This is a genomic window from Streptomyces sp. NPDC085927, assembly GCF_044540975.1.
Classification (GTDB): Bacteria; Actinomycetota; Actinomycetes; order Streptomycetales; family Streptomycetaceae; genus Streptomyces; species Streptomyces hirsutus.
On sequence record NZ_JBITSN010000002.1, the window covers coordinates 384,908 to 408,703 of the forward strand.

The 23,796-nt window shown below is 71.9% G+C and carries 27 protein-coding genes and 1 pseudogene; 13 read left to right on the forward strand and 15 right to left on the reverse strand.

Annotated elements, in window-relative coordinates; translation table 11 throughout:
• Nucleotides 1–10 precede the first annotated feature (10 nt).
• Nucleotides 11–1,036: a small ribosomal subunit Rsm22 family protein gene (locus tag ACIF80_RS06715; protein ID WP_399800232.1), complete on the forward strand. Its 1,026-nt coding sequence runs from the start codon at nt 11–13 to the stop codon at nt 1,034–1,036.
• 2 nt (nt 1,037–1,038) lie between these two features.
• Here the strand turns inward: ACIF80_RS06715 and ACIF80_RS06720 are convergent, their stop codons facing one another.
• Nucleotides 1,039–1,257, reverse strand: coding sequence for a DUF6243 family protein (locus ACIF80_RS06720; RefSeq protein ID WP_399801214.1), 219 nt, complete (start codon nt 1,255–1,257; stop codon nt 1,039–1,041).
• Nucleotides 1,258–1,421: 164 nt separating this feature from the next.
• On the opposite strand from ACIF80_RS06720, the gene ACIF80_RS06725 reads away from it, so the two are divergent.
• A complete protein-coding gene (locus ACIF80_RS06725; protein ID WP_399800234.1) occupies nt 1,422–2,102 on the forward strand; it encodes a TetR/AcrR family transcriptional regulator in 681 nt (226 codons plus the stop codon).
• A 183-nt stretch (nt 2,103–2,285) separates the two neighbouring features.
• On the forward strand, nt 2,286–3,026 hold the full coding sequence (locus ACIF80_RS06730; protein WP_399800237.1) for a bifunctional DNA primase/polymerase: 741 nt from the start codon (nt 2,286–2,288) through the stop codon (nt 3,024–3,026).
• A 91-nt stretch (nt 3,027–3,117) separates the two neighbouring features.
• Here the strand turns inward: ACIF80_RS06730 and ACIF80_RS06735 are convergent, their stop codons facing one another.
• The 5 genes and pseudogenes from ACIF80_RS06735 to ACIF80_RS06755 form a co-directional block, all read right to left on the reverse strand.
• A complete protein-coding gene (locus ACIF80_RS06735) occupies nt 3,118–4,152 on the reverse strand; it encodes a hypothetical protein (RefSeq protein WP_399800239.1) in 1,035 nt (344 codons plus the stop codon).
• Nucleotides 4,118–4,249: pseudogene (locus ACIF80_RS06740) on the reverse strand (iron transporter); the annotation flags it as partial. The gene ACIF80_RS06735 and the pseudogene ACIF80_RS06740, both read right to left, overlap by 35 nt.
• Before the next feature lie 148 nt (nt 4,250–4,397).
• Nucleotides 4,398–5,219: a heme ABC transporter ATP-binding protein gene (locus ACIF80_RS06745; RefSeq protein ID WP_399800242.1), complete on the reverse strand. Its 822-nt coding sequence runs from the start codon at nt 5,217–5,219 to the stop codon at nt 4,398–4,400.
• Complete coding sequence (locus ACIF80_RS06750; protein ID WP_399801216.1) at nt 5,216–6,226, reverse strand: FecCD family ABC transporter permease; 1,011 nt, start codon at nt 6,224–6,226, stop codon at nt 5,216–5,218. The genes ACIF80_RS06745 and ACIF80_RS06750 overlap by 4 nt, the downstream gene beginning before the upstream one ends.
• 167 nt (nt 6,227–6,393) lie before the next feature.
• On the reverse strand, nt 6,394–7,437 hold the full coding sequence (locus ACIF80_RS06755) for a hemin ABC transporter substrate-binding protein (RefSeq protein WP_399800244.1): 1,044 nt from the start codon (nt 7,435–7,437) through the stop codon (nt 6,394–6,396).
• Between the two features lie 109 nt (nt 7,438–7,546).
• Between ACIF80_RS06755 and ACIF80_RS06760 the strand changes: the two genes are divergently transcribed.
• On the forward strand, nt 7,547–9,004 hold the full coding sequence (locus tag ACIF80_RS06760; protein ID WP_399800247.1) for an HtaA domain-containing protein: 1,458 nt from the start codon (nt 7,547–7,549) through the stop codon (nt 9,002–9,004).
• Nucleotides 9,005–9,075: 71 nt separating this feature from the next.
• On the forward strand, nt 9,076–10,662 hold the full coding sequence (locus ACIF80_RS06765; RefSeq protein WP_399800249.1) for an HtaA domain-containing protein: 1,587 nt from the start codon (nt 9,076–9,078) through the stop codon (nt 10,660–10,662).
• A gap of 101 nt (nt 10,663–10,763) precedes the next feature.
• Here the strand turns inward: ACIF80_RS06765 and ACIF80_RS06770 are convergent, their stop codons facing one another.
• Nucleotides 10,764–11,933 carry a serine hydrolase domain-containing protein gene (locus tag ACIF80_RS06770; RefSeq protein WP_399800252.1) on the reverse strand — a complete coding sequence of 390 codons (1,170 nt, stop codon included), beginning with the start codon at nt 11,931–11,933 and terminating at the stop codon, nt 10,764–10,766.
• A gap of 211 nt (nt 11,934–12,144) precedes the next feature.
• On the opposite strand from ACIF80_RS06770, the gene ACIF80_RS06775 reads away from it, so the two are divergent.
• Nucleotides 12,145–12,618 (forward strand): DNA-binding protein, encoded by a 474-nt coding sequence (locus ACIF80_RS06775; protein WP_399800255.1) that lies wholly within the window; start codon nt 12,145–12,147, stop codon nt 12,616–12,618.
• Nucleotides 12,619–12,704: 86 nt separating this feature from the next.
• Here ACIF80_RS06775 and ACIF80_RS06780 read toward each other — a convergent pair whose 3' ends face one another.
• Nucleotides 12,705–13,127 carry a hypothetical protein gene (locus ACIF80_RS06780; protein WP_399800258.1) on the reverse strand — a complete coding sequence of 141 codons (423 nt, stop codon included), beginning with the start codon at nt 13,125–13,127 and terminating at the stop codon, nt 12,705–12,707.
• A gap of 162 nt (nt 13,128–13,289) precedes the next feature.
• Here ACIF80_RS06780 and ACIF80_RS06785 point away from each other — a divergent pair, with 162 nt between their 5' ends.
• Complete coding sequence (locus ACIF80_RS06785) at nt 13,290–13,934, forward strand: PhzF family phenazine biosynthesis protein (protein ID WP_399800260.1); 645 nt, start codon at nt 13,290–13,292, stop codon at nt 13,932–13,934.
• A gap of 2 nt (nt 13,935–13,936) precedes the next feature.
• Here ACIF80_RS06785 and ACIF80_RS06790 read toward each other — a convergent pair whose 3' ends face one another.
• Both ACIF80_RS06790 and ACIF80_RS06795 read right to left on the reverse strand, forming a co-directional pair.
• On the reverse strand, nt 13,937–14,140 hold the full coding sequence (locus ACIF80_RS06790; RefSeq protein WP_399800262.1) for a DUF397 domain-containing protein: 204 nt from the start codon (nt 14,138–14,140) through the stop codon (nt 13,937–13,939).
• Nucleotides 14,137–14,574, reverse strand: coding sequence for a DUF5753 domain-containing protein (locus ACIF80_RS06795; RefSeq protein WP_399801218.1), 438 nt, complete (start codon nt 14,572–14,574; stop codon nt 14,137–14,139). The genes ACIF80_RS06790 and ACIF80_RS06795 overlap by 4 nt, the downstream gene beginning before the upstream one ends.
• A gap of 20 nt (nt 14,575–14,594) precedes the next feature.
• On the opposite strand from ACIF80_RS06795, the gene ACIF80_RS06800 reads away from it, so the two are divergent.
• Nucleotides 14,595–15,779, forward strand: a complete 1,185-nt coding sequence (locus ACIF80_RS06800) for an AAA family ATPase (RefSeq protein WP_399800265.1) — start codon at nt 14,595–14,597, stop codon at nt 15,777–15,779.
• Entirely contained in the window at nt 15,769–16,356 is a 588-nt protein-coding gene (locus ACIF80_RS06805) for a DUF4276 family protein (protein WP_399800268.1), read from the forward strand. The genes ACIF80_RS06800 and ACIF80_RS06805 overlap by 11 nt, the downstream gene beginning before the upstream one ends.
• A gap of 83 nt (nt 16,357–16,439) precedes the next feature.
• Here the strand turns inward: ACIF80_RS06805 and ACIF80_RS06810 are convergent, their stop codons facing one another.
• Nucleotides 16,440–17,759, reverse strand: a complete 1,320-nt coding sequence (locus tag ACIF80_RS06810; protein WP_399800271.1) for a DUF1479 domain-containing protein — start codon at nt 17,757–17,759, stop codon at nt 16,440–16,442.
• A gap of 91 nt (nt 17,760–17,850) precedes the next feature.
• On the opposite strand from ACIF80_RS06810, the gene ACIF80_RS06815 reads away from it, so the two are divergent.
• Nucleotides 17,851–18,993 carry an ROK family transcriptional regulator gene (locus ACIF80_RS06815; protein WP_399800273.1) on the forward strand — a complete coding sequence of 381 codons (1,143 nt, stop codon included), beginning with the start codon at nt 17,851–17,853 and terminating at the stop codon, nt 18,991–18,993.
• Nucleotides 18,994–19,122: 129 nt separating this feature from the next.
• Here ACIF80_RS06815 and ACIF80_RS06820 read toward each other — a convergent pair whose 3' ends face one another.
• Both ACIF80_RS06820 and map read right to left on the reverse strand, forming a co-directional pair.
• Nucleotides 19,123–19,770 (reverse strand): heme oxygenase (biliverdin-producing), encoded by a 648-nt coding sequence (locus ACIF80_RS06820; protein ID WP_399800275.1) that lies wholly within the window; start codon nt 19,768–19,770, stop codon nt 19,123–19,125.
• Between the two features lie 148 nt (nt 19,771–19,918).
• Entirely contained in the window at nt 19,919–20,776 is an 858-nt protein-coding gene (map, locus tag ACIF80_RS06825) for a type I methionyl aminopeptidase (RefSeq protein ID WP_399800277.1), read from the reverse strand.
• 60 nt (nt 20,777–20,836) lie between these two features.
• Here map and ACIF80_RS06830 point away from each other — a divergent pair, with 60 nt between their 5' ends.
• Nucleotides 20,837–21,076 carry a hypothetical protein gene (locus ACIF80_RS06830; RefSeq protein ID WP_399800280.1) on the forward strand — a complete coding sequence of 80 codons (240 nt, stop codon included), beginning with the start codon at nt 20,837–20,839 and terminating at the stop codon, nt 21,074–21,076.
• A gap of 41 nt (nt 21,077–21,117) precedes the next feature.
• Here ACIF80_RS06830 and ACIF80_RS06835 read toward each other — a convergent pair whose 3' ends face one another.
• A complete protein-coding gene (locus ACIF80_RS06835) occupies nt 21,118–21,720 on the reverse strand; it encodes a hypothetical protein (RefSeq protein ID WP_399800283.1) in 603 nt (200 codons plus the stop codon).
• A gap of 147 nt (nt 21,721–21,867) precedes the next feature.
• Between ACIF80_RS06835 and npdG the strand changes: the two genes are divergently transcribed.
• Both npdG and ACIF80_RS06845 read left to right on the forward strand, forming a co-directional pair.
• Nucleotides 21,868–22,602: an NADPH-dependent F420 reductase gene (npdG, locus tag ACIF80_RS06840; protein ID WP_399800285.1), complete on the forward strand. Its 735-nt coding sequence runs from the start codon at nt 21,868–21,870 to the stop codon at nt 22,600–22,602.
• Between the two features lie 55 nt (nt 22,603–22,657).
• Nucleotides 22,658–22,885, forward strand: coding sequence for a hypothetical protein (locus ACIF80_RS06845; protein ID WP_399800287.1), 228 nt, complete (start codon nt 22,658–22,660; stop codon nt 22,883–22,885).
• A gap of 52 nt (nt 22,886–22,937) precedes the next feature.
• On the opposite strand, the gene ACIF80_RS06850 is transcribed toward ACIF80_RS06845, so the two are convergent.
• The gene (locus ACIF80_RS06850) at nt 22,938–23,738 is read right to left on the reverse strand and encodes a site-2 protease family protein (RefSeq protein ID WP_399800289.1); all 801 of its coding nucleotides are present in this window, start codon (nt 23,736–23,738) and stop codon (nt 22,938–22,940) included.
• Nucleotides 23,739–23,796: the final 58 nt, after the last annotated feature.

Consider the following 23,796-nt stretch of genomic DNA (forward strand, 5'->3'; position numbering starts at 1 on the left):
GAATCGCGAGGTGAACGTCCCCGCTCCCGCCTCTTCCGCCTCTCCCGCCGAGACCCTGCGCAGCGCGCTCGCCGGGCTGCTCGACGGACTCCCGCCGCGGCAGGCCGCGCAGGCCGTCGAGCGGCTGATCGCCACCTACCGGGGCGCCACCCCGACCGCGGCGCCCATCCTGCGCGACCGCGCGGACGTCGCCGCGTACGCCGCGTACCGGATGCCCGCCACGTTCGAGGCCGTACGGTCCGCGCTGGCGGCGTTCGCCGACGCGGTGCCCGGGTGGACCCCCGGCGACCACCTCGACATCGGCGGCGGTACCGGCGCCGCCGCCTGGGCGGTGAGCGCCACGTGGGACGGGAAGCGGCCGGTGACCGTCCTCGACTGGGCCGAGCCCGCCCTCGCCCTCGGCCAAGAGCTCGCCGCCGCCCACCCCGCCCTCGCGGACACCCGCTGGCAGAGCTCCCGGATCGGCACCGCTCTCACCCTCGACAGCGCCGACCTCGTCACCGTCTCCTACGTCCTCAACGAACTGACCGACCGGGACCGCGCCGCCCTCGTCGACGCCGTCGCCGGGGCCGCGCGGGCCGTCGTGATCGTCGAACCCGGCACCCCCGACGGCTACGCCCGCGTCATCGAGGCCCGCGACCGGCTGATCCAGGCCGGTTTCCGGATCGCCGCACCTTGTCCGCACAGCGCCGCCTGCCCCATCGTCCCCGGCACGGACTGGTGCCACTTCTCGGCCCGGGTCAGCCGCTCCTCGCTGCACCGCCAGGTCAAGGGAGGATCCCTCGCCTACGAGGACGAGAAGTTCAGCTACGTCGCCGCCACCCGCCTCCCGGTGAGCCCCGCCCCCGCCCGTGTCGTCCGCAAGCCGCAGATCCGCAAGGGCCAGGTCCTCCTCGATCTGTGCGAGACGGACCCGGCCCTGCGCCGCACCACCGTCACCAAGCGCCACGGCGACCTGTACCGGGCGGCCCGGGACACCGACTGGGGCGACGCCTGGCCGCCGCCGTCGCCGTCGTCGGCCGACGACGAGGGGTAGCGCTAGGCCCGCTTCCCGGACCCTTTCTCCTCGCCTCCTTCACTGCCTTCACTGCCTTCCTGTCGCTGCCCCTGTTCCTGCTCCCGTCGCTCCTGGAGCCTGCGCAGCAGTTCGCGCTTCTGGGCCCGGGCGTCGAGCCCGCCGCCGATGCGGCCGTCGCGGCCGCCGCCGCGCAGGGCCTTGCGGCCGAGGTGCTGTCGGGCACCGCCGACGCCCAGCATGTTTCCGGATCCGCCTCGGGACATGGTGATCTCCGTTCTTCCGGCCGTTGCCGGCCGTTGAGGGCCACTGACGACCACTGAACCATGGGCGAGACGTGCCGTCTCGTCACGCTCACCACTCTCAAGCGAGACGCACCGTCTTGTCAACCTGGTAAATTCGGCCCATGGCCTCGAACAACCCCGCACCCCCCGACTCCACCCGCCGCAGCGAGCGCTCCCGCCGTGCCATCTACGACGCGGCCATCGCCCTGGTCGTGGAGGTCGGCTACCCGAAGACCACGATCGAGGGCATCGCCGCCCGCGCCGGTGTCGGCAAGCAGACGATCTACCGGTGGTGGGGATCGAAGGCGGACGTCCTGCTGGAGGCCTTCCTCGACCTGAGCGAGCAGGCCGCCCGCACCGCCGCGCAGGAACGCGAGGACCGTGAGGGGCAGGAGGATCGTGAGGGGCAGGAGGGCCGAGCGAGCCAGGAGAGCCAGGGGATCCCCGACACCGGAGACCTCGCCGCCGACCTCAGGTTCGTCCTGCGCGCCACGGTCGACGAACTGCGCGACCCCAAGTTCGAGGCGCCGTCCCGCGCGCTGGCCGCCGAGGGCGTCGTCAACGAGGAGCTGGGCCGGAGGTTCGTCGCCCAGTTGCTGGAACCGCAGCTCCAGCTCTACGTCGACCGGCTGCGCTCCGCGCAGGAGGCCGGCCAGGTGCGCCCCGGCATCGACCCGCGCATCGCCCTGGAACTGTTCGTCTCGCCACTCGCCCAGCGCTGGCTCCAGTACACGGGGCCGATCACCTACGAGTACACCGACACCCTCGTCGACTACGCCCTCAACGGCCTCGCCCCGCGCTGACCAGGACCGATACCGAAGGGCGACCGCGCCTGGCGGGCATACCTTTCGCCCCGCGGAGCGCCCCTCGTCACGTCCGGGTCCCGCTTGTCCCGGCTGCGCCGATTATGTGCCCCGGCCCCCCGAGGCGCAGGATGGTGGGACGATAAGGCATGCTGGGGGCACGACGGCGAGGCGAGGAGCTAGATGAGCGCGGAGTTCGGCGGTAGGACCGGCAGGCAGGGCAAACTCTCCCGGTGGCTGCGCGGACGCCGCCCGGAGCCGGCCGTCGTCGACGAAGGCGACCGTGAGGCTCTGCTGCTCGCCGCCGCCGGTGCGGGACTCCCGCTCGCGCCCGCCGCCCACCCGGCCGGATACGGCTGTTCCTGCGACCGGGTCGGCTGTCCCACTCCCGCCCGGCACCCCGTGTCGTTCGCCTGGCAGACGCAGTCCACCACCGACCGCTCCCAGATCGAGCGCTGGGCCCGCCACCAGCCGCAGGCCAACTTCATCACCGCGACCGGCATGGTGCACGACGTACTCGACGTGCCCCTCGAGGCCGGTCGCGAGGCGTTGGAGCGCCTGTCGGAGGACGGGGTCGAGGTCGGCCCCGTCGCGGAGAGCGACGACGGCCGCATGCTGGTCTTCACCCTCACCCGGGGCACCCCCGAGGACGAGGACGAGTGGTGGCCGTGCGAGCTGGACTGCCACCCCGAGACGATGGACGAGCATCCCGGCCTGCGCTGGCACTGCCGCGGTTCGTACGTCCTGGTACCGCCCGCGCGACTGCCCGGCGACGACAACCGGTCGGTGCACTGGGTCCGCGGCCCGGAGCATCCGCTGCCCGATCCGCTGAGCCTGCTGGAATACCTCACCGACGCCTGTGCCCGCCACGCCGGCGAAAACCCCGAACAGGCGGCCGCCGCGGCCTGGCCCCTGCGCCGCTAGGGCCTGTCGTCCCGGTCCACCCGGTCCACTCCACCCCGGTCCGGTCCGGCCGTCCCGGTTGTCCCGTCCCGGCCGTACGGCCGTGGCCGCGTCACTCGCCCTTCGCCGAGGTCAGCCCCTGGATCCGTCCCAGGATCTCCACCTCGCCGTCGCCCGGATTCAGAGCCACCTCGTTGGACACGAACTCCATCGTCAGGGTCTGCCGGATCTCGCCGGTGGTCAGCGCCAGCACATCCTTGTTCGGTGTCGGCACGGACGCCCCCGCAGCGGCGGTCTGCTTCTCGAAGTAGCGCGTGGTGAAGAAGACCAGCGCCCCGCCGTCCTCGGTACGCAGCGCCAGCGGCGCGTAGTCGCCGTTCGTCATCGGCTCGTCGATGTACTGCGTGGCCAGACCCGGCCGGGCCGACTTCTTCGTCCGCAGCGCCCGCCACGCGCTGGTGTGCGGTCCCTCGGCGAAGGCGGCGTCGCCGTCCCCGCCGGCCTTGCCCTCCTTCAGGTACGTCGCGTAGGCCGCGCTCAACTCCCCCGGCGGTACGGCCAGGCCGGCCGCGTTCGCGGGCACCGCCTCGGCCCACCCGTCCTTGTCCACCGCGAACTCCGGCAGGACGTCCGGGGCGACCAGCGTCAGATACGCCGCCTCCCAGGTCTCGTCCAGACCACTGCGCGTGAACACCAGCAGCCAGCGGGAGTCGCCGCCCTTGTTGCCGGCCGCGTCCGCGAGGAACCAGCGGGGCCAGCCGGCCTTCTTGGGGATGGTGAACTTCGCGTCCGTCAGCTTCAGCGGCGTGTGCCGGGCATTGCCGTCCGGGCTGTTGGCCTTCCCCGCCGTCAGCCGCGCCGAGTCGATGTCGGCGAGCGCGCCGGTGGTGTACTCGGCGTCCAGGGAACTGTCGTACGCCTTGTCGGCCTTGTTGTAGGCGGCCGTGAACTCCTGGAGCGCCGTGGCCGCTTCGGCGCGGGTGGTGGCCGGAAACACCTCCCGCTCACCGTGCACCACCACGCAGCCGCTCGTCGTCAACGACAGCGCGGTCACCGAGGCCGCGATCAGCGCGCTCCGGCCGGACCCGCCGAACCTGCCGAACCCGCGGAACCCGTGGAGCCTTCGAAGGCCGAGATACCTGCTCATCCGGTTCCTTCACCTTCCCCTTCCCGGAGGCGAACCCTACCGGGGCGAGATGCCGCGGGAACGCCGGGACCGGATACAGCGGCCACACCGTGACCCGGCGCGGAACACGCCCAGGTGAGGGGCGGGAGGGCAGGGGGAATCGGAGGGACCGGGAGGATCGGGGGCGGGGCGGGACGGGGGCGGCCGGCCTGGCCCGGGACGGACATCGGCCGTCCCGGGCCGGAGCGAACCGTGGGACGCGAGGGTCAGCCGTCCCGGTTCGGGAGGACCAGGACGGCACCCGTCCGGGGATGCGGAAGCACCTCGACGGGCTGGTCGTACACCTCCGACAGCAACCGCTCGGAGAAGACCTCGTCCGGCGGCCCGTCGGCCGCGACCTCGCCGGCGCGCAGGATCGCCACCCGGGTCGCGTAGGCCGCCGCGAGTCCCAGATCGTGCAGGACGACGACCACCGCGTCCCCGGCGAGCGCCCGTTCACGGCACAGCCGCAGCACCAGCTCCTGGTGCCGGAGGTCGAGGGCGGCGGTCGGTTCGTCGAGCATCAGCAGGGGAGCCCGCTGGGCGAGCACCCGGGCGAGGGCGACCCGGGCCCGCTCACCGCCGCTGAGCGCGGAGAACGGGCGCGCGGCGAAGCCGGTCACCTCGGTCGCGGCCATCGCCTCGGCCACGGCCGCGTCGTCGTCCTCGGGACGGGTCGAGGCCCAGGGCGCCCGGCCCATACGGACCACCTCCTCCACCGTGAACGGGAAGGACAGCGACGCCGACTGGGGCAGCACCGAGCGGCGCAGCGCGAGTTCGGGCGCGGACCAGGCCGACGCCGGACGCCCGTGGATCCGTACCGCTCCCGAGGTGGGCGGGAGATCGGCGGCGAGGACGCTCAACAGGGTGGACTTCCCGGCCCCGTTGGGGCCGACCAGGGCCAGCAGTTCACCGGCCCGGACGGCGACGTCCACTCCGGTGAGCACCTCACGGGCACCGAGCCGGACGGACAGCCCCGCCGTCTCGGCGAGGACGTCACCGGGCTCCGGTGCGGACGGCGGGACGAGACGACGACGCAGGCGGATCACGCCCAGCCTCCTTGCTTGCGGCGGGTGCGGCGCAGCAGCCAGAAGAAGAACGGGCTGCCGATCAGCGCCGTGAGGACACCGAGGGGAAGTTCGGCGGGCTCGGCGACCGTACGGGCCGTCAGGTCGGCGGCGAGCAGCACCAGCGCGCCGAGCAGAGCGCTGCCCGGCAACAGGAACCGGTGCCCGGGGCCGGCGGCCATCCGCAGCAGATGCGGGACGACGAGACCGACGAACCCGACGACTCCGGAGACGCTCACGGCCGCCGCCGTCAGCAGCGCGATGACCAGGACGAGGATGATCCGCAGCCGCTCCACGTCCACGCCCAGGTGCCGGGCGGGCCGTTCGCCGAGCGCCAGCAGGTCCAGCCGGCGGGCGTACAGCGGGGCCACGGCCAGGCCCAGTACCGCGCACGGCAGGACGGCGAGGACCTTCGGCCAGGTGGCCTGGGACAGCGAGCCCAGCTGCCAGAAGGTGATCTGGTTGACGGCCGCGGTGTCGGCGAAGAAGAGGAACAGTCCGATCAGCGCGCCCGCGAAGGCGTTCACGGCGATACCGGTGAGGATCAGCGTCACCACCTCGGTGCGGCCTCCCGAGCGGGACATCACGTACACGAGCAGCACGGTGACGAGGCCGGCGACGAACGCCAGGACCGACACCGTCCAGTTGCCGGCGAAGTTCAGCCCGAGCGCGATCGCGCCGACCGCGCCCACCGCCGCGCCGGAGGAGACGCCGATGACGCCCGGTTCGGCGAGCGGGTTGCCGAACACGCCCTGCATCAGGGCGCCCGCGCAGCCCAGGGAGGCGCCGACGAGCAGCGCGAGCACGATCCGCGGGAACCGTACGTTCCACAGAACCGACTCGGCGACCCGGTCCAACGGGGTGCCGCCGAGCCCGGCGCGGTGCTGGATCGAGGCCAGGACGTCACCGACGGGCACGTGGTAGGCGCCGGTCGCGGCGGCCACGGGGATCAGGACCAGCAGGCCGGCGAGGAGTCCGGCGGTCAGCAGCCAGGCGGTGGTGCGCCGTTGCCGGGGCTTCGCGGGGGAGGGGGAGGAGGCGGCGGTGGGCGGGGGCGCGGAAGCCGGTCCCGGTCCCGGCTCCGGTCGCGGCTCCGGTCCCGGCTTCGGTCCCGGTCGCGGCTCCGGCTCCGGTCGTGCGGGCTTCTCCAGGAGCGTCACGCGGCACCGTCCGTGTCCGTGCCGTACAGCTGCTCGACGACCGAGGTGAGGACCTGGTCGGTGCGGGGACCGTAGTTGAGGAGCACCCCGTCCTCGACGGAGACGATGCGCCGGTCCATCCCGGCCGGGGTCTGCGCGACACCGGGGATCTCGACCAGCCCGTCCACGCCGCCGACGGACTCGAGTCCCTTGGCCATGACGAGGATCGCGTCGGGCGCCGCCTTCACGAGCGCCTCGCTGGTGATGGCGGTGAAGTCCTTCTCCAGTCCGGACTCGGCACCGGCGTCGACCGCGCCGGCGGCCTCGATCAGCGAGGTCGCGCCCGAGCCCTTGCCGCCGATGAGGTAAACGGAGGCGGAGCCGCGCAGGTAGAGGAAGGCGACCCGGGGCCGGGGCTCCTCGTCCGGGACCGAGCCGGTGACGGCGCCGATCCGCCGCTCGGAGCGGGTGGTCAGTTCCCTGCCCGCGTCCGGTACGCCGAGCGCCTCGGCGACGGCCCGGATGCGCGGGCCCACGTCGTCGAGACCGGCCGCCGGATCGACGACCAGGATCCGGATGCCGGCGGCGCGGATCTGGTCCATCGCCTCGGCCGGTCCGGTGGTGGCCTCGGCGATCACCAGGTCGGGGCGCAGCGACAGCACGCTCTCCGCGGAGACGTCATGTCCCCTGGTGACGACGGGGAGTTCGGAGGCCTCCTCGAAGGTGGCGGTGACGTCGCGGGCGACGACCCGGTCCCCGAGGCCGAGGGTGAACACGATCTCGCCGAGGCTGCCGGAGAGCGGAACGAGCCGGTCGGCCCGCTCGACGGCCACCTTCCGGCCGTCGGCGGAGCGGACGGTGACCGGGAGTTCGGGGCTCGGGGTGCCGGCCAGGGGCTCCAGGCGGTCGGAGACCGGGGAGCTGCTCCGGGAGCCCCGCGAGGAGCCGTCCGCCCCGTCCGCCGTCGTGCCGGAGCCCGTGCCGGAGGGCCCTCCGCAGGCGGTCGTGGTGAGGGTGAGGGCGAGCACGGACAGCAGTGCTCCCGCCAGTCGGGTGCGCAAGGGTCGCACGGTTCCGTCCGTTCCTTTCGTCACTGCGGATGTTGCCTGTGATGCAGCTTAGGTTAGCCTTACCTTGCTTTCTACTGGTCGTCGCCCCGGAGGACTTGCCATGCCCACGCGCCTGCGTGCTCTCGTGACCGTGCTGTGCGCGGCCGTCCTGGGAGCCCTCCTCCCGGCCGCCACCGCGCACGCCGAGAGCCGCACCGTCCAGGGCGGACGGCTCGACTGGGGCATCAAGTCGTCCTTCCAGAGCTACATCACCGGGCCCGTCGCGAAGGGGAGCTTCTCCCTCACCGGCGGCGCGGCCACCGTCGGCGGCAGCGGCTTCCGCTTCCACTCGGCGACCGGCACCCACGACGGGGACACGGGAAGCTTCCGCGCCTCCTTCTCCGGCGGAGTGCGCTTCCTCGGGCACGCCACGGAATCCGGCGGCCACCAGCTCGACCTCACCATCAGCTCGCCCACCGTGAGCGTCTCCGGTTCCTCCGGCACGCTCTCCGTGGACGTCGTCAGCAGGGCGAGGGACACCGGGGCGGTCACGACGTCCCGTCAGGTGCCCTTCGCCTCCCTCTCCCTGGGCGGCATCGACCTGCGCGGCGGCGGCACCTCCGTCGTCCTCGACAACCTGCCCGCCACCCTCACCTCCCAGGGCGCCCGGTCCTTCGCCGGCTACTACACCGCCGGCACCGCACTGGACCCGGTCAGCCTCTCGGCGGACGTACAGCAGGCGGCCGCCCGGCCGTCGAGCACGCCGGAGCCGAAGTCGCCCGAGCCGAAGACGACGGAGAAGGCGAAGAAGAAGCCGGCCGCGAAGGACAGGGCCGGACTGGCCGACGGCGCAGTGGACTGGGGCGTGCGCCGCACCTTCCGCGAGTACGTCACCGGCGACATCGCCCGGGGCGAGTGGACCCTCTCCTCCGGCGCCCTCGACGGCGGCGCCCTCTACCGCTTCCCCGGCGGCGAGGGCACGTTCGAGGACGGCGACCTGACCGCCGCCTTCGACGGCACGGTCCGCTTCACCGGCAAGAACGGCCTCGACCTGCGGCTGAGCGCCGTACGCGTCACCGTCGAGGACGACGAGGGCACCCTGTACGCCGATGTGAAGAGCCCGGACCACAGCGGGAAGAAGGTGCCGCTGGTCACCTTCACGGCGAAGGGCCTCACGGCGAAGGACGGCCTGGCCCTCCTGACCGAGGCCCCCGCGAAGCTCACCGCCGACGGCGCCGAGGCGTTCGGCGGGATGTACCCCGAGGGCACCGCGATGGACCCCGTCTCCCTGGCCGTCGCCCTCACCGACGACGCCGAACTCCCCGCCCTCCCCGACCTCGGCAGCACTCCGACGCCCGAGGCCGCACCGTCCGAGGCCGCGGCCGGTCCGTCCGCCGAGCCCGTCGCGAGCGCGGCGAAGGACGACGACGGCGGCCTCCCCACCCTCCCCCTCGCGGCCGGACTTCTGGCGGCGTTCGCCGCAGCGGCCGCGTTCCTCGTCCGCAGGCGCCGTGCACGACCGGCCACGGACACCACCCCGCAGGGACCTTCGCAGGGCACCTCGCAGAACACCCCGTAAGGCACTTCGCAGGACACCCCCGTAGGGCACTTCGCAGAACCACCGAACCCACAGCAAGGAGAAGCCCGACCATGCCCGCAAGACGACGCCGCTCCACCGCCACCGCCATCGCCACCGCCGTGGCCACGGCCGCCGCCCTCGGCACCACCGCCCTCACCGGTGCGACCTCCGCCGCCGCGGCCGAAGTCCCCCTCACCGGATACGAGTTGACCTGGGGCATCAAGGAGTCGTACCGGAACTACGTCGCCACCTACGCGAAGGGAACCTTCACCCCCGCGGACGGCGCGACCCAGGCCGCCGGCAACGGTGCCTTCACCTTCGTCAACGGCACCGGCAGCTACGACTCCACCTCGCACCGGACGGAGATCGGCTTCGAGGGCAGTCTGGCGATCGAGTCCACGGCGCACGGCTTCGCCCTCACCCTCTCCGACGTCACATTCGACAGCGCGGCCGCCGAGATCACCGCGGACGTGACCCGGGGCGGCACGACCGAGGACGACGTCCCCCTCGCGACCGTCACCGTGTCCCGCTCGATGACGGACATGGCGACCGAACTGACCGAGAAGGCCGGCGAGGTCTTCGGCAGCGCGAGCTACGCGGGCGCGGCCGGCGACCCGCTCACGGTCGTCCAGAAGACCAAGCCGACCCCCACGGAGCCGGAGCCCACCGAACCCGAGCCGACCGACCCGGAGCCCACGGACGAGCCCACCTCGCCGGAGCCCACGAAGGAGCCCACGAAGGAACCGACGGACGAGCCGTCTTCCCCGTCGCAGTCCCCGTCCCCGTCGGAGTCGTCCCCCTCCTCGTCCTCCCCGTCCCCGTCGGCGTCCACCACCTCCGACGCACCCGCTCCCGCGCCCGCCAAGGGCGAGATAGCCGACGGCACCCTGGGCTGGGGCGTGAAGGAGTCCTTCCGCTCGTACGCGGTGGGCCCGGTCGCCAAGGGCAAGGTCACCGCGTCCGACGGCGCGGCCCAGGCCTCCGGCAACGGCGCCTTCACCTTCACCGACGCGTCCGGCACCTACGACACGGACGCCGGCACCCTCAACGCCTCCTTCAAGGGCGCGGTGAACTTCAAGGGCCATGAGGAGAGCGCCGGCAAGTACGGCCTCGACCTCACCCTGACCGACCTGAAGGCGTCCCTCGACGGCGGCACGGGCAAGCTGTCCGCCGACGTCGGCAGCCTCGGTGAGAAGTCCGAGGACGTGGTCCTGGCCACCCTCAAGGCGAAGTCGTCCGCACTGACCGCCAAGGACGACGTCATCACCGTCGACGACGTCGCCGCGACCCTCACCGAGGCCGGTGCGAAGGCCTTCGGCGACTTCTACACGGCCGGTACCGCCCTCGACCCCGTCGACCTGGCGGTCGCCCTGAGCGACGACGCCGACCTCCCGGGCGGCACGGGCGGCGGCGGTACCGGCGGCACGGGCACCTCCGGCGGCACGGGCGGCACCGGTGGCACCGGTGGCACCACGGGGGGCACGGGCGGCGTCATCGGCTCCACGACCGGCTCCACCACGGGCGGCCTGAACGGCGCCCTGGCCAGCACCGGTTCGGACACCCCGGTCGCGGCCGTCGGCGGCGCGGCGGCAGCGGCGGTCGCCGCGGGCGCGGCCGTGGTCTTCGCCCTCCGCAGGCGCCGTACGACGACGGAGTGAACCGCGTGGATGCGGTCACCGCGTGACCGGGAAGGGTGCCCCTCGATCGGGGGCACCCTTCGTGCGTGGAGTCGAGTCGCGGACGCGCCCCGGGGAATCCCCTACTGGTTGAAGGCGGGCAGGGCGAACCGGGCGACGAGCGGGAAGCCGTCCTCCCGGGCGCTCTTGGCGTTCACCGAGTAGACCACCGTCCGGGACAGATTCCGGGTCGCGGCCAGCACGGTGTGGTAGCCGGGCCGGGACCCCGTCTTGCCCCAGATCTCCGTCCCGTTGTGGACGAAGCGCTGAAGCGCCATGCCGTAGGACGCGCCCTCGACGTCGGGGACGACGAACATCTGGTCCAGCAGCGGCTGCGGCACCACCTCGCCCCGGAACAGGGCCACCAGGAACCGCTCCAGGTCGGCGGTGGTGGAGATCATGTTCCCGGCGGCCCAGCGGTCGGACATGTTCCACTCCGTGACATCGGTGGTCCGGCCGCCGATGTCCGTGTAGGCCCGGTGGTGCGGGCCGTGGATGCGCGGGTCCGCCCCGGCGGGGAAGCCGGTGTGCCGCATGCCCAGCGGACGGAAGATCCGTACGTCCGCCTGGTGTTCGTAACGGTCGCCCGTCACCTTCTCGATCAGCAGAGCGAGCACGGTGTAGTCGATGTTCTGGTACTTCTGCCGCTCCCCGGGGGCGGACGCCGGCCCCTTCGCGACCGCCGTGGCCACCACCCGCTCCGGGCTGAGGGTCTCGAACCGGTGGGGGTACATCTCCTCGGTGGTCGAGCCGAGGTCCGCGCCGGGCTGCAGGCCGCTGGTGTACGTGAGCAGGTGCCGTACGGTCGGCGGCTCGGTGAAGGAGGCCGGCAGCAGGCCGGGCAGATACCGGGTGAGGGGCGCGTCGAGCTCGACCCGTCCCTCCGCGACGAGTTGGAGCACCAGCGCCGCGGTGACCACCTTGGTCGTCGACCCGGCCCGGAACCGCGCGTTCTCCAGAGCCGGCGCCCCGGTCCGCAGGTCCCGCACCCCGGCGGTCCCCGTCCACCTGCCCTTGCCGCCGACCCGGACGAGGGCGGCCGAGACGTCCCCGTCGGGGATTCCGGCGAGGGCCTCCTCCAGAGCGGCGATGTCGGGGCCACCGACGGTCGGGGCGTCCCCGGCGGACGACACGGCGGCGGGCGCCGCAGCGCCGGGCTGGGCGGCGCCGGCCGCTCCGGCGAGCGGGCCGAGGACCAGAGCGGCCAGCAGGGCGGAGGCGACAGCGGTGCGGGCACGAGTACGGGCGGTCATGGGCGGACTCCGTCTTTTCAGGGGGTGGCGCTTCGGACGGTCCCCATCCTGGTGATCACGTACGCCCTCCAGATCCTGCGCACAGAGGAGACCAACCCCTCATCTTCCGGAGCCAGTTCTCGGGGGTGACCCCTAGTTGCACGAACCGGTTGAACGAGTTGTTTAAAGCGATCCGTTGACATGGGGTTGTGTAGTGCCGCAGCCTTGTCCCATGCTGCCGACTCCCGAACAGCACCCCGTCCCCAACCCCAACTCCGCCCCCGACCCCTTCACGCCTCCGCAGCCCGAGCAGGCGCGGGCACAGCGCGTCCACGCCTCCCTGTTCCGTGTCGCCGAACGGCACGCGGCCACCGACGAGCAGCGCCGCCGGCAGGTCCACCCCACGGTCCTCGGCCCGCACGAGGCCGTCCGGCTGGTGTCATTCCTGCTCAGCGGGGCCGCGCAGCACGAGGACGGCGAACCGGAGGTGGACCGGGCCGACATCACCGCTGCGTTGAGCCTCGTCCCGCTGATGCGCGGAGAGATGGACGAACTGGAGACCGGGCTCCTCCAGATGGCCCGCGGCCGCGGCATGACCTGGCAGGACATCGCCTTCGGCCTCGGCCTCGGCACTCCGCAAGCCGCCAGGCAACGCTACGAACGCCTGGCCGACCGCACGGCGCCCACCGAGGAAGGCCCGGAGTAGAAGGGCCCGCCGTCCACCCTCCCGTGGCCCGTCCCCGGGGCTGCGGGACGCGCTCCAAGGAGTCCGATCAGACGGTCATCGTGGACTCAGCACCATTCCGATTCCGCGTGGTCCGCGATGATGTCCACGTGGAGAACGCCTTTCTCCAGGATCTCCACACTGAGGTATGCGGTCGTTCCGTCCACCGGCTTGGTGAAGCACTCCGGCACCTTCTCGCCGTCGGCCGTGGTGCGAGGCCGCCAACTGTCGGCCCGAGCTGCCTCCCGGTAGTGCCGCAGGGCCGTCTTCGGTGAACCGGCGTACTGGTACTGCGTCCCCACGGTCACGAAGAGATCGTCGTCGTCGCACCCCTGGTAGCGGCTCGCCCGGCCGGCCCCTTCCGGCGCCGTACCCAGTACCGCCTCGCCGGCTATCGCCTCGGCGAGCCGGTCCTCTTCCTCACCGCAGCCGTAGGCGGTCAGGAAGTACACCGCGGGCAACCCCACCAGCAGCAGTCCTGCAACGGCCACGACGGCAGTTGCAAGGGTTCCCGCCCCCATTCTTTTCATGACGCCGGAAGTTAGCGCACTTCTCACGACGGCAGGAGGAGAGGCAGCAGACGGTCGGCCGGTGCACCCCGACGGAGCTGCCTCTTCGTCCCGAAGTGGCGTGTGGGCTGCTTGAATGCCCCCGTGAGCGATTACGACGTGGTGCGCGTCTTCTGCGGCCCCCGGGGTGGGTACGGCAACGAACTCGGCGTCGTCCGGGAGGGTTCCTTCATGCCCGAGCCGAGCGAGCGCCAGATGTTCGCGGAGAAGCTCGGCTTCAGTGAGACCGTGTTCGTCGACGACCCCGAGCGCGGGGTGATCGACATCTACACCCCCACCCTGCGCCTGCCCTTCGCCGGCCACCCCTGTGTCGGCGCGGCCTGGCTGCTCGACGTCCCCGAACTGGTTACGTCCGCCGGGACGGTAGGGGCCCGGCAGGACGGGGAGTTCTGCTGGATCGAGGCGCGCGCGGAGTGGGTGCCGCCGCGCACCCTGCGCCAGTACGCCACCGCCGCCGAGGTCGACGACCTGGCCGTGCCCCCGAAGGGGGAGTGGATCTACGCCTGGGCCTGGGAGGACGAGTCAGCCGGCCGGATCCGCGCCCGCGCCTTCCCCGGCCGCGACGACGGCATCGACGAGGACGAGGCGACCGGCGCCGCCGCCCTGCTCCTCACCGACCGACTGGGCCGCGCCCTCAACATCACCCAGGGCGCCGGTTCCCAGATCCTCACGGCACCCCAGCCGCACGGCTGGACCGAGATCGGGGGCCGGGTGGTCCTGGAACGCTGACGTCAGCCCAGGTGCGTGAGAAAGACACGCCAGGCGTCGCGCCCGAACACGATCACCGGGCCGGCCGGGTCCTTGCTGTCGCGGACGGGGGCGAGAGCAGGGACACCGTGGGCGAGTTCGAGGCATTTGTTGTTGCCGCCGCTGTAGCTGCTGCTACGCCACTTCGCGCCTGACAGATCCGGCGTGCCATGGCGTGCGGTGTTCATGCCCTGTGCTCCTCGGCTCTGCGTCGGATGACCGTGCGGGATTCCACGGGGGAGAGCGCGGAAGTGCGGGCTGCGCCGAACAACTCCTGATAGCGGCCGACTTCGGCCTCTCGCTCCAGCCACATCGAGCCGGTGGGATTGTCCGCCGGCACCACGTCCAGCGCAGCTTCCTCGGGGAAGCCCAGCACTACGTACGGCCCGAACATATTCGCATGGGCTCCGCGGGAGAACGGCAGGACCTGGATGGTTACGTTGGGCCGCTCGGATGCGGTCAGAAGCTGTTCCAACTGCGCGGACATCACCTTGGGCCCTCCCACCTGCTGAAGAAGTACGGCTTCGGACAGCACCGCCCAGAGCTGGAGCGGTGAGTCACTGACGAGGCGCTCCTGACGGGCGAGTGCTCCGGATAATGTGGCGCCATGCGCATGGGGCAGTGCGGAGAGGAGGTGGCAGGGTGATCACACGAATCGAGATCGACGGGTACAAGTCGTTCGACGACTTCGCCCTCGACCTGCCGCCGTTCACCGTTCTGGTGGGAGCCAACGCCTCGGGCAAGTCCAATCTGCTGGAGGCCGTGGACCTGCTGGGCCAGTTGATCCGGGAGCCGACGAGTCAGACGATCGTCGACCACGCCCGCCGGGGAGGACCGAAGGAACTGTTCCGGCGTGGTCCGGACGGTGTACCGGTCGGGGCCATGCGGATCGCGGCCCATGTGCTCGTGCACGGCTACGCCGGGTACTGCCACCTCAGGGTGGAAGCGCGGGTGACGTACGCGGATCCGCCGGACCCCCTGCGCGTCGACACCGAAGTCCTGAACGTCCACGATCACTACGCGGGGGACGCGGACTGGATCCCGCCCTCACCGAACCTGAGCCCCGACGAAACCGGTCAGCTGCACTGCACGGAGGTTCCCGTGCAGGAGGCCGCATACCGCACAGAGCTGGCCGAGACCTCCGGGAACTGGCGGATCCTCGAACCCTCACCCAAGGCGATGCGTGTCGTCTCCTCCACCTACGACACCGCGCCTCTTGCAGAGGACGGAAAGAACCTCGGTGCCGTTCTCGGGCGGATCGCCCGGGACCCCGAGGCCTGGTACGACTTCCGTGCCGACGCTGTGGCGCTGCTCCCCGACCTCGTGGACATCGCGGTGGCGGCCAATGCCGAGTGGGGGCAGTGGGACGTCTGGCTTCAGCACAGGCACGAGCACCGTGTACCTCCTGGCGCGGCGTCGGCGGGCACCCTGCGCATCCTGGCTCTGCTCGCCGCCGCTCACGATCCCGCCCACGAAGGGCTCCTTTTGATCGAGGAGCCCGAGAACGGTCTCCATCCCACCCGGGTTCCGCACTTGCTGTCCCGGCTGAAGGCCAGGACCAGCGATCCTGCGACGCTCACCTCCGGTGACGGAAGGCAGATCCTGATCACCACGCATTCCCCGGTCGCGCTCGCCGCCGCACTGGAGGACGCTCCGGACTCGGTGGTGTTCCTGGACACGGTGACCCGGTTCGGTGACGGACTCCCGCCACGCCGGCTGACCCGGGCGCGGAAGGTGGCCGACAGCGGCGAGCGCGGGACGTTCGTCACCCCTCTCGAGGTACGGAAATACCTTGACCCCACAGGGCGGTACGCGCGTGGGGCGTAGGTATCTCAGTGTTGCTCTCCTGACCGAGGGGGCCAGTGACCAGTGGTTCCTTGTTCCACTCATCGACCGGCAGATCACCGAACTCGCCCTTGAAGCGCCGGCCGGCTTCGATTACTCGGGAGTGGATGTCGGAGAGTGCTTCACCGTGGCGCCCCGGGACCGGGTGGTGTGTGAAGTGACCGACCTGCTCCGCTACTTCGACATCGTGATGGTCCACCACGACCACAACGAGCGGAGCAAGGTCGATGCCGTTCGCGAGCGCTTCCCCGACGAGGCCCACCGGATCGTGGCCCTGGTGCCCGTAAGGGAGACAGAGGCGTGGATGCTGGCGGACCCCGAAGCGCTCAGGGAGGCGGCGCCCACGCGTGACGCCGTGTGGGCGGTGCCGGGTGACGTGGAGAAGGCCGCCGACCCGAAGGCCGTGCTGAGAACGGCCTTGGGTGGGCGGCGTGACGCGGAACGGGACTTCGGGCGGCTGGGGCAGACGGTCGCGCTCGACGCCCTGCGCAAGGTTCCCGCGTACCGGGCCTGGACCGCTGAGCTTCGCAGGGCCATGGAGCGATTGCGCTTCCTGTGATTCCGGCAGGAGTCATGTCGACGGGGTGACTCCTTGCCCGGGCCGGAGGGCGCGGAAGGCATCGGGGTTCGGGGAAGTGTCCGTCAGTCGAGGTCCAGGCCGCGTCGGCCCGTCTCGTTCAGCCGGCCGACGTCGAAGCGGTCGGGCCAGGTGCGCTCGTAGTGCTCCTCGGGGAAGTCACTGGGGCTGGAGCCGGTCAGGAACGCCTCGCGGACCTTCGCCGCGTACTCCTCGTTGCGGGGGCACCAGGGAGCGGCGGGGATGTACATGACGTTGCCCCAGCCCTTCTGGTCGGTGATCGGCGCGACGCTGTGGATCATGTCGCAGTGCCACCAGACGGAGTCGCCCGCCCTGACGTCGGGGATACCGGTGAGGGCTTCCATGAGGAGCGGGTGCCACTTCTCGTCGGCGGGGAAGACCTGGTTGGTGGTGACGCCGCACATGTCGTCGTCCGGGACGTCCGCGAGCAGCGGCCGCAGCATGAGGTACGCCATGGCCTCGGGGATCGGGACGGTGTGCAGGACGCCCTGGTCGTGGTCCATGTCCGACAGGGCGGTCCAGCCCTGGAAGGTGCGGAACGCCGAGCACATGGTGGTGCCGGGGTACTGGGGTCCGGCCGTGCGGTGCGCGGCGTCCCAAGGGTCGTACTCCTCGACGCTGCCGTCGAACAGGTGGCGGAACGCCTGCTGGTAGGCCTGCGTCAGCCACAGGTCGAGGGTGCCGGGGTCGAGGTGGGTGCCGAGCCCGTTGGAGTCGGCGCCCGGGGGGCGGCGGCGGATGCGGTCGGGGTACAACGCGTCGCGGTTCGGGTCGAACCACCGCACGCCCTCGGACTCGTGCTTCCATAGGGAGTTGAGGAAGGACTGGACGGTGGCCATCCGGTCGCTCTGGCGGGCCTCCATCTGGGCCTGCGACCAGTAGATGGGGTAGATCTCCGGCTTGGAGCCGACGCTGCCGAAGAAGTCGTCGCCGGGGCCCTGGTAGTTCTCGAAGAACTCGTTCCGCTCCACGTAGTCCACGATCGAGGCGTCCCAGGCGAGGGCCTGGTCGCGCTCGAAGTGGCCGCGGACCACGAGGCAGCCGCGGCGGCGGAGCTTGTCGAACTGCTCCGGGGTGACGGTGCCGTTCGCGATGTCCGCGTAGTCGATGACCGGCCACACGCTCTCGCCGCGTTCCTGGTCCGCCCGGATCTCGGCCAGGCGGGCGCGGACGCGCTCCTCGACGACGGCGAAGACCTCCTCGACGACGGCGAAGACCTCCTCGACGGTGCGTCCGGAGGACTCGATGCGGGCGCGCAGCGCGGGCTTGATCTCGCGGATGGCAGCGGCGAGGTCGTCGGGGACGGTCTCCCAGTGCGGCAGGACGGGGAGACCGGCCTGCTGTGTACCAGTTGCGAGCGTCATTGCTCGGCTCCTTTGGTCAGGACCCCTTACTAGATGGTCAACGTAGCCGCGCGCCCACATTTGGGCAAGACTCCTGACTAAAATTCCCGGCATGTCACTGGCCAAGCCGTCACTCGAAATGCTGCGCACGCTGACCGACGAGAACGTGCTGCGCGCGCTGATGGAGGAAGGGCGGCTGACCCGCGCGGAGATCGCCGCCCGGACCGGGATCTCCAAACCGACGGTCTCCGACAGCGTGCGGCGGCTGAGCGAGGCCGGCCTGCTCGCCGACACGGGCGAACGCACCACCGGCCGCGGCCGGGTCGGCACCTACTACTCGCTGGCCGCGGACACCGGGGCGGCGCTGGTGGCGAGCATCAGCCCCGACGGCGTCGTCGCGGAGACGGTCGACGCCTTCGGCACCGCCACCGCCCGCGCCGAAGTCGGCCTGGGGCGCGCCCCGGGCCCGCACGCGACCGCCCGGGCCCTGACCGAAGCGGTCACGCTGGTCCGGCCCCGGGTGCACGGCCGGCTGCGTACGGCCGTGATCAGCGCGGCCGATCCGGTCGACCGTGCCACCGGCCGTCTGGTGCATCTGCCGGACGCCCCGTTCCTGGTCGGGGACCTGGACCCGGCCGCGGTGCTGACCGGACTGGTGGACGGGGCGGTACTCGTCGACAACGACATCAACTGGGCCGCCCGCGCCGAGCGCGCCACCGGATGCGCCCTCGGTGTCGACGACTTCGTCTATGTCCATCTCGGCGAGGGACTGGGCTGCACCGTGGTCACCGATGCGGAGGTCCGCCGCGGACACCACGGGCTGGCCGGCGAGATCGCTCACCTCTGCACCGAGGGGCCCCGGGGCAGGGCGATGCCCCTCATCGAGGTCTTCGCCGCACTGGGCCTGCGCCGGGACGCGTCCACCGCCATCGACGTCGACGCCCTGCTGGGGGCCGCCCTCGGAGACTCCGCGACGGCGCGCCGGACCCGTGGCGCGCTCGCGCGCGCGGTGGGCGGAGTACTGGCGGCGGCGGTCGCCCTGGCGGATCCTCGGCTGATCGTCCTCGGAGGCCTCTGGGGCGCCGAACCGGGCATCGCCGAGGCGATCCGCGAGCACTTCGCCGGACTGCCCCGCAGCGTGCCGGTCGCGGCGGCACAGGTCGCCGAACCCGCACTCGCCGGGGCCCGCGCCCGCGCCGTGGAGGCGCTGCGCACCGCCATCATCACCACACCGCGCCCGGAAGCGTCCGGCTGACAGCCCGTTCCCCTCATTTCCGGCGGGGGCAGTGAGGGGAACGGGCCGTCGCCGGCCTCGCGCTTCCCGTGACTCCGGCAGGAGCCGCGTCGGCAGGAGTCACGCCGCCAGGAGTTACGCCGCCAGGAGTTACGCCGACAGAGGGAACTCCTCGCCCAGGGCGCGGAAGACGTCGGTGTTCAGGGCGAAGGCGCGCTTGCACTCGGCGATGACGCGCTGCTTCTCCAGGTCGTCCGCCTGGATGCCGTCGAGCAGTTCGCGGTACTCGCGCTTGAAGGCGGCCGGGTTGGATATGCCCTCGAAGACGTAGAAGCGGACGCCGTCGCCCTTCTTCGGGAAGCCCCAGGTGCGCTCCGCCTTGTCGCGGATGATCTGGCCGCCGGAGAGGTCGCCGAGGTAGCGGGTGTAGTGGTGGGCGATGTAGCCCGCGGGCCATTCGCTCGCGCAGTGCGCGACCCGGTCCGCGTACGCCTGCGTGGCGGGCAGTGCCGTCAGCGTCGCGCGCCACCCGGGGCCCCGCAGGTGGGCCAGGTCCTGCTCCAGGGAGGGCAGGCGCAGCAGCTCCGGGCGGATGAAGGGGCCGGCCACGGGGTCCGCCGCCAGCCGCTGCGCGCCGGACTCCAGCGCCTCGTACACGAACCACAGCTGCTCGGTGTAGCGCGCGTACGCGTCCATGCCCAGCCGGCCGCCGAGCAGGTCACTCATGAACGTCGAGGTCTCCGCCTCCACGTGCTGCTCGTGGGAGGCGGTGCGGATGAGGGTCGAGAAGGAGTCCATGAGTCCAGATCTTCTATGGTTAGGCTTACCTAAGTCAATAGCTTGCCGACGCTTTGTCGGTAACTTCCTACCCCATGACGGAACGACGAAAGCCCGCCTTCCGAAGAGAGCGGGCTTCGAAGCCGGGGGCCTGGGCTCCCGGTGCCGGTCACGGCAGGGTCAGGATGTCCGCGCCGGTGTCCGTGACCACCAGGGTGTGCTCGAACTGGGCCGTCCGCCTGCGGTCCTTCGTCACGACCGTCCAGCCGTCGTCCCACATGTCGTACTCGTGCGTACCAAGGGTCAGCATCGGCTCGATCGTGAACGTCATGCCGGGCTGGATGACCGTCGTCGCGTGCGGGCTGTCGTAGTGCGGGACGATCAGCCCGGAGTGGAACGAGGAGTTGATGCCGTGACCGGTGAAGTCCCGGACCACGCCGTAGCCGAAGCGCTTGGCGTACGACTCGATGACCCGGCCGATGATGTTGATCTGCCGGCCCGGCTTGACGGCCTTGATCGCCCGGTTCAGCGACTCCCGGGTCCGCTCCACCAGCAGGCGGCTCTCCTCGTCCACGTCACCCACCAGGTACGTGGCGTTGTTGTCGCCGTGCACCCCGCCGATGTACGCCGTCACGTCCAGGTTGACGATGTCGCCGTCGCGCAGCACCGTCGAGTCCGGGATGCCGTGACAGATCACCTCGTTGACCGAGGTGCACAGGGACTTGGGGAAACCGCGGTAACCGAGCGTCGACGGGTACGCGCCGTGGTCGCACATGTACTCGTGCGCCACCCGGTCCAGCTCGTCGGTGGTCACGCCGGGCGCGATGAGCTCGGCGGCCTCCGCCATCGCGCGCGCCGCGATCCGCCCGGCGGTCCGCATCGCCTCCACGGTCTCGGGGGTCTGCACCTCCGGCCCGGTGTACGGCGCGGGAGCGGGCTTCCCCACGTACTCGGGACGGCGGATGTTTCCGGGTACGGAACGGGTGGGAGACAGCTCCCCTGGGATGAGCAGCGACTGGCCAGACATGGCGGCGAGTCTAATTCAGTGCTTACGGGGGACCATCTTCCGTGGAGAAAGGAGCCGGTCATGCCCCTGTTCAAGAAGCGGACGGTCGGAAAGCCGGGCGAGTGGTACTACTGCCTGGAACACCAGAAGGTCGAGGAGGGCCCGGACTGCCCCAACAAGGACCGCTTCGGTCCCTACACGAGCCGCGCCGAGGCCGAGCACGCCATGGCGACGGCACGTGAGCGCAACCTCCAGTGGGAGAACGACCCCAGATGGCACGACGCCGACACCGACACCGGCGACGGCGATCGCGACCGCTGAGGTGAGGGCTGAGCCCTGAGTGCCGGGCGGGCCCGCTCCGGCTACCAGCGGGCCGGGGGCGGGGCCGTCAGGAGGTCGGCCAGGCGGGACATGCGGTCCCGGAAGCGGCGGTGGCCCCGCGGCGGCGGCAGGGCGTTCTCGCCGGCCGCCGCGCCGACCAGGTGCTGCACGGTGTCCAGGTCCAGCTCGGCGCCCGGCGGGACGGCCAGCGTCTCGTGGGCCAGTGCCGGCAGCTCGCCGTCACCGGGGCCCAGGGCCAGCAGGGTCGCGCCGGCCCGGCGGGCGTCGGACACCCGCTCCAGCAGCGGGGCCGTGGGCTCCCCGGGCGCCACCACCAGCAGCGTCTCGCCCCGCCGCGCCGCCTCCAGCCGGCCGAGGCCCACCGCCAGATGCGCGGGGTCCGAGGGGCGCGCGTCGTGCCGTACGAGCGTCGGGACCAGCTCCGGCGTGCCCGACCAGGCCGCCTCGTCCACCAGATGCGCCGCCAGGTGCCACGGCTCGTACTCCCGCGTGCCCACGAGCAGCAGCCCGCCCCCGTGCGACACCACCGACCCCCTCAGGGCTCCCGCGAACCGCCGGGTGGCCCCCAGCCACTCGGTCCCGGCGAGCACGTCCCGCAGCAGCGCGACCCGTACGGCATCCATGGGCCGCACCCTGCCCCCACCGGACCTTGGGGATCCGGTGTTCGACCCCGATTCACCCGACCGAGGGGTGCCGGGAGGCGCAGTGACGGGGCTCACGTGGGCCCGGGTGAGCCGGAAACGGGCGCCCCGCGCCCGTAGAGTCGGGCCATGACCTCCAGTACCCCCAGCGACAGCGCACAGCAGCCTCAGAACGCCCCCGCGAAGGCACCCGCCAAGGATCCCTGGGACCTGCCCGACGTCTCCGGGCTCGTCGTCGGCGTGCTCGGCGGAACCGGGCCGCAGGGCAAGGGACTTGCCTTCCGGCTCGCCAAGGCCGGCCAGAAGGTGATCATCGGTTCGCGCGCCGCCGAACGCGCGCGGGCCGCCGCCGAGGAACTCGGCCACGGCGTCGAGGGAGCCGACAACGCCGAGACCGCCCGCCGCAGCGACATCGTGATCGTCGCCGTGCCCTGGGACGGCCACGGCGAGACGCTCGAGAGCCTGCGCGAGGAACTGGCCGGCAAGCTCGTCGTCGACTGCGTCAACCCGCTCGGCTTCGACAAGCAGGGCGCCTACGCGCTCAAGCCCGAGGAGGGCAGCGCCGCCCAGCAGGCCGCCGCCCTCCTCCCGGACTCCCGGGTCGCCGCCGCCTTCCACCACCTGTCCGCGGTCCTGCTCCAGGACCCGGAGATCGACACGATCGACACCGACGTGATGGTGCTCGGCGAGGCCCGCGCCGACGTGGAGATCGTGCAGGCCCTCGCCGGACGCATTCCCGGCATGCGCGGCATCTTCGCCGGGCGGCTGCGCAACGCCCACCAGGTGGAGTCCCTGGTCGCCAACCTGATCTCCGTCAACCGCCGCTACAAGGCACACGCCGGGCTCCGCGTGACGGACGTATGACCTCATGGGGGACACTGGTCGGTGAAGCAGTGTCCCCCGACAGGAGCCCAGCGTCATGCCCCGACTCGCTCTCTACGCCCTCACCGTCTGCCTCCTCGCCGTCGCCGCGGCCGTCGTGTCCTTCGTCCAGGGCAGCTGGCTGGGCGTCGTCTGGATCCTGCTCGCGGGGCTGTCGTCCAACATGACCTGGTACTACGTGCGGCGGGGGAAGATGGAGCGGGAGGCCGCCGAGGCGGCGCAGGGGGCGGAGACGGCGCAGGGCGGCCGGTCCGTCCAGGGCTGACCGGTCAAGAGCCGGCCGGTCACGCGCCGTGGCCGTTCGCCGGTCGGTTCCCTCACGCGGCGACCGAGCAGAACTCGTTCTCCCCCTGCCAGAAGCGGAACAGCTCCAGGCCGCAGTACGTCTCCACCTCGTGGATGCCCAGGGCCGACAGGATCGAGTCGATCACGTCGAAGAACACGCCGTTCACCGCCGGCACCCACAGCAGCGCGAACACGAACAGCAGGCCGAACGGCGCGAACGGCTCCACCTGGCGCCGCAGGCTCCGCGACAGCCACGGCTCGAGCACGCCGTAGCCGTCCAGGCCCGGCACCGGCAGGAAGTTCAGGATCGCGGCCGTCACCTGGAGCAGCGCCAGGAACGCCAGCGCGAACCGGAAGTCGGCCGGCACGCCGTCCAGCGCGTCCAGCCAGAACGGCGCCGTGCACACGATGGCGAACAGGACGTTCGTCAGCGGGCCCGCCGCCGAGATCAGACTGTGCCGCCAGCGTCCCCGGATCCGGTGCCGTTCGATGAACACCGCCCCGCCCGGCAGACCGATCCCGCCCATGATCACGAACAGCACGGGGAGCACGATGCTGAGCAGGGCGTGGGTGTACTTCGCGGGGTTCAGCGTGAGGTAGCCCTTCGCGCCGATCGAGATGTCGCCGCTGTGCAGCGCGGTGCGGGCGTGCGCGTACTCGTGCAGGCACAGCGAGACGATCCAGGCGGCCGTCACGAACAGGAACACGGCGACGCCCGGCTGGTCGGCGAACCCGGTCCAGGTGGCCCATCCCGTGACCGCCGTGACGGCCAGGATGCCCAGGAACACCGGGCTGACCCTCCGGTCGCTGTGGCGGGTGGTGGCGGTGGTCATGGGGCTCCCTGGGCTGACTGTCGGGCCACGGCCCGTCGGCACAGGGCCGTCGGGCGGA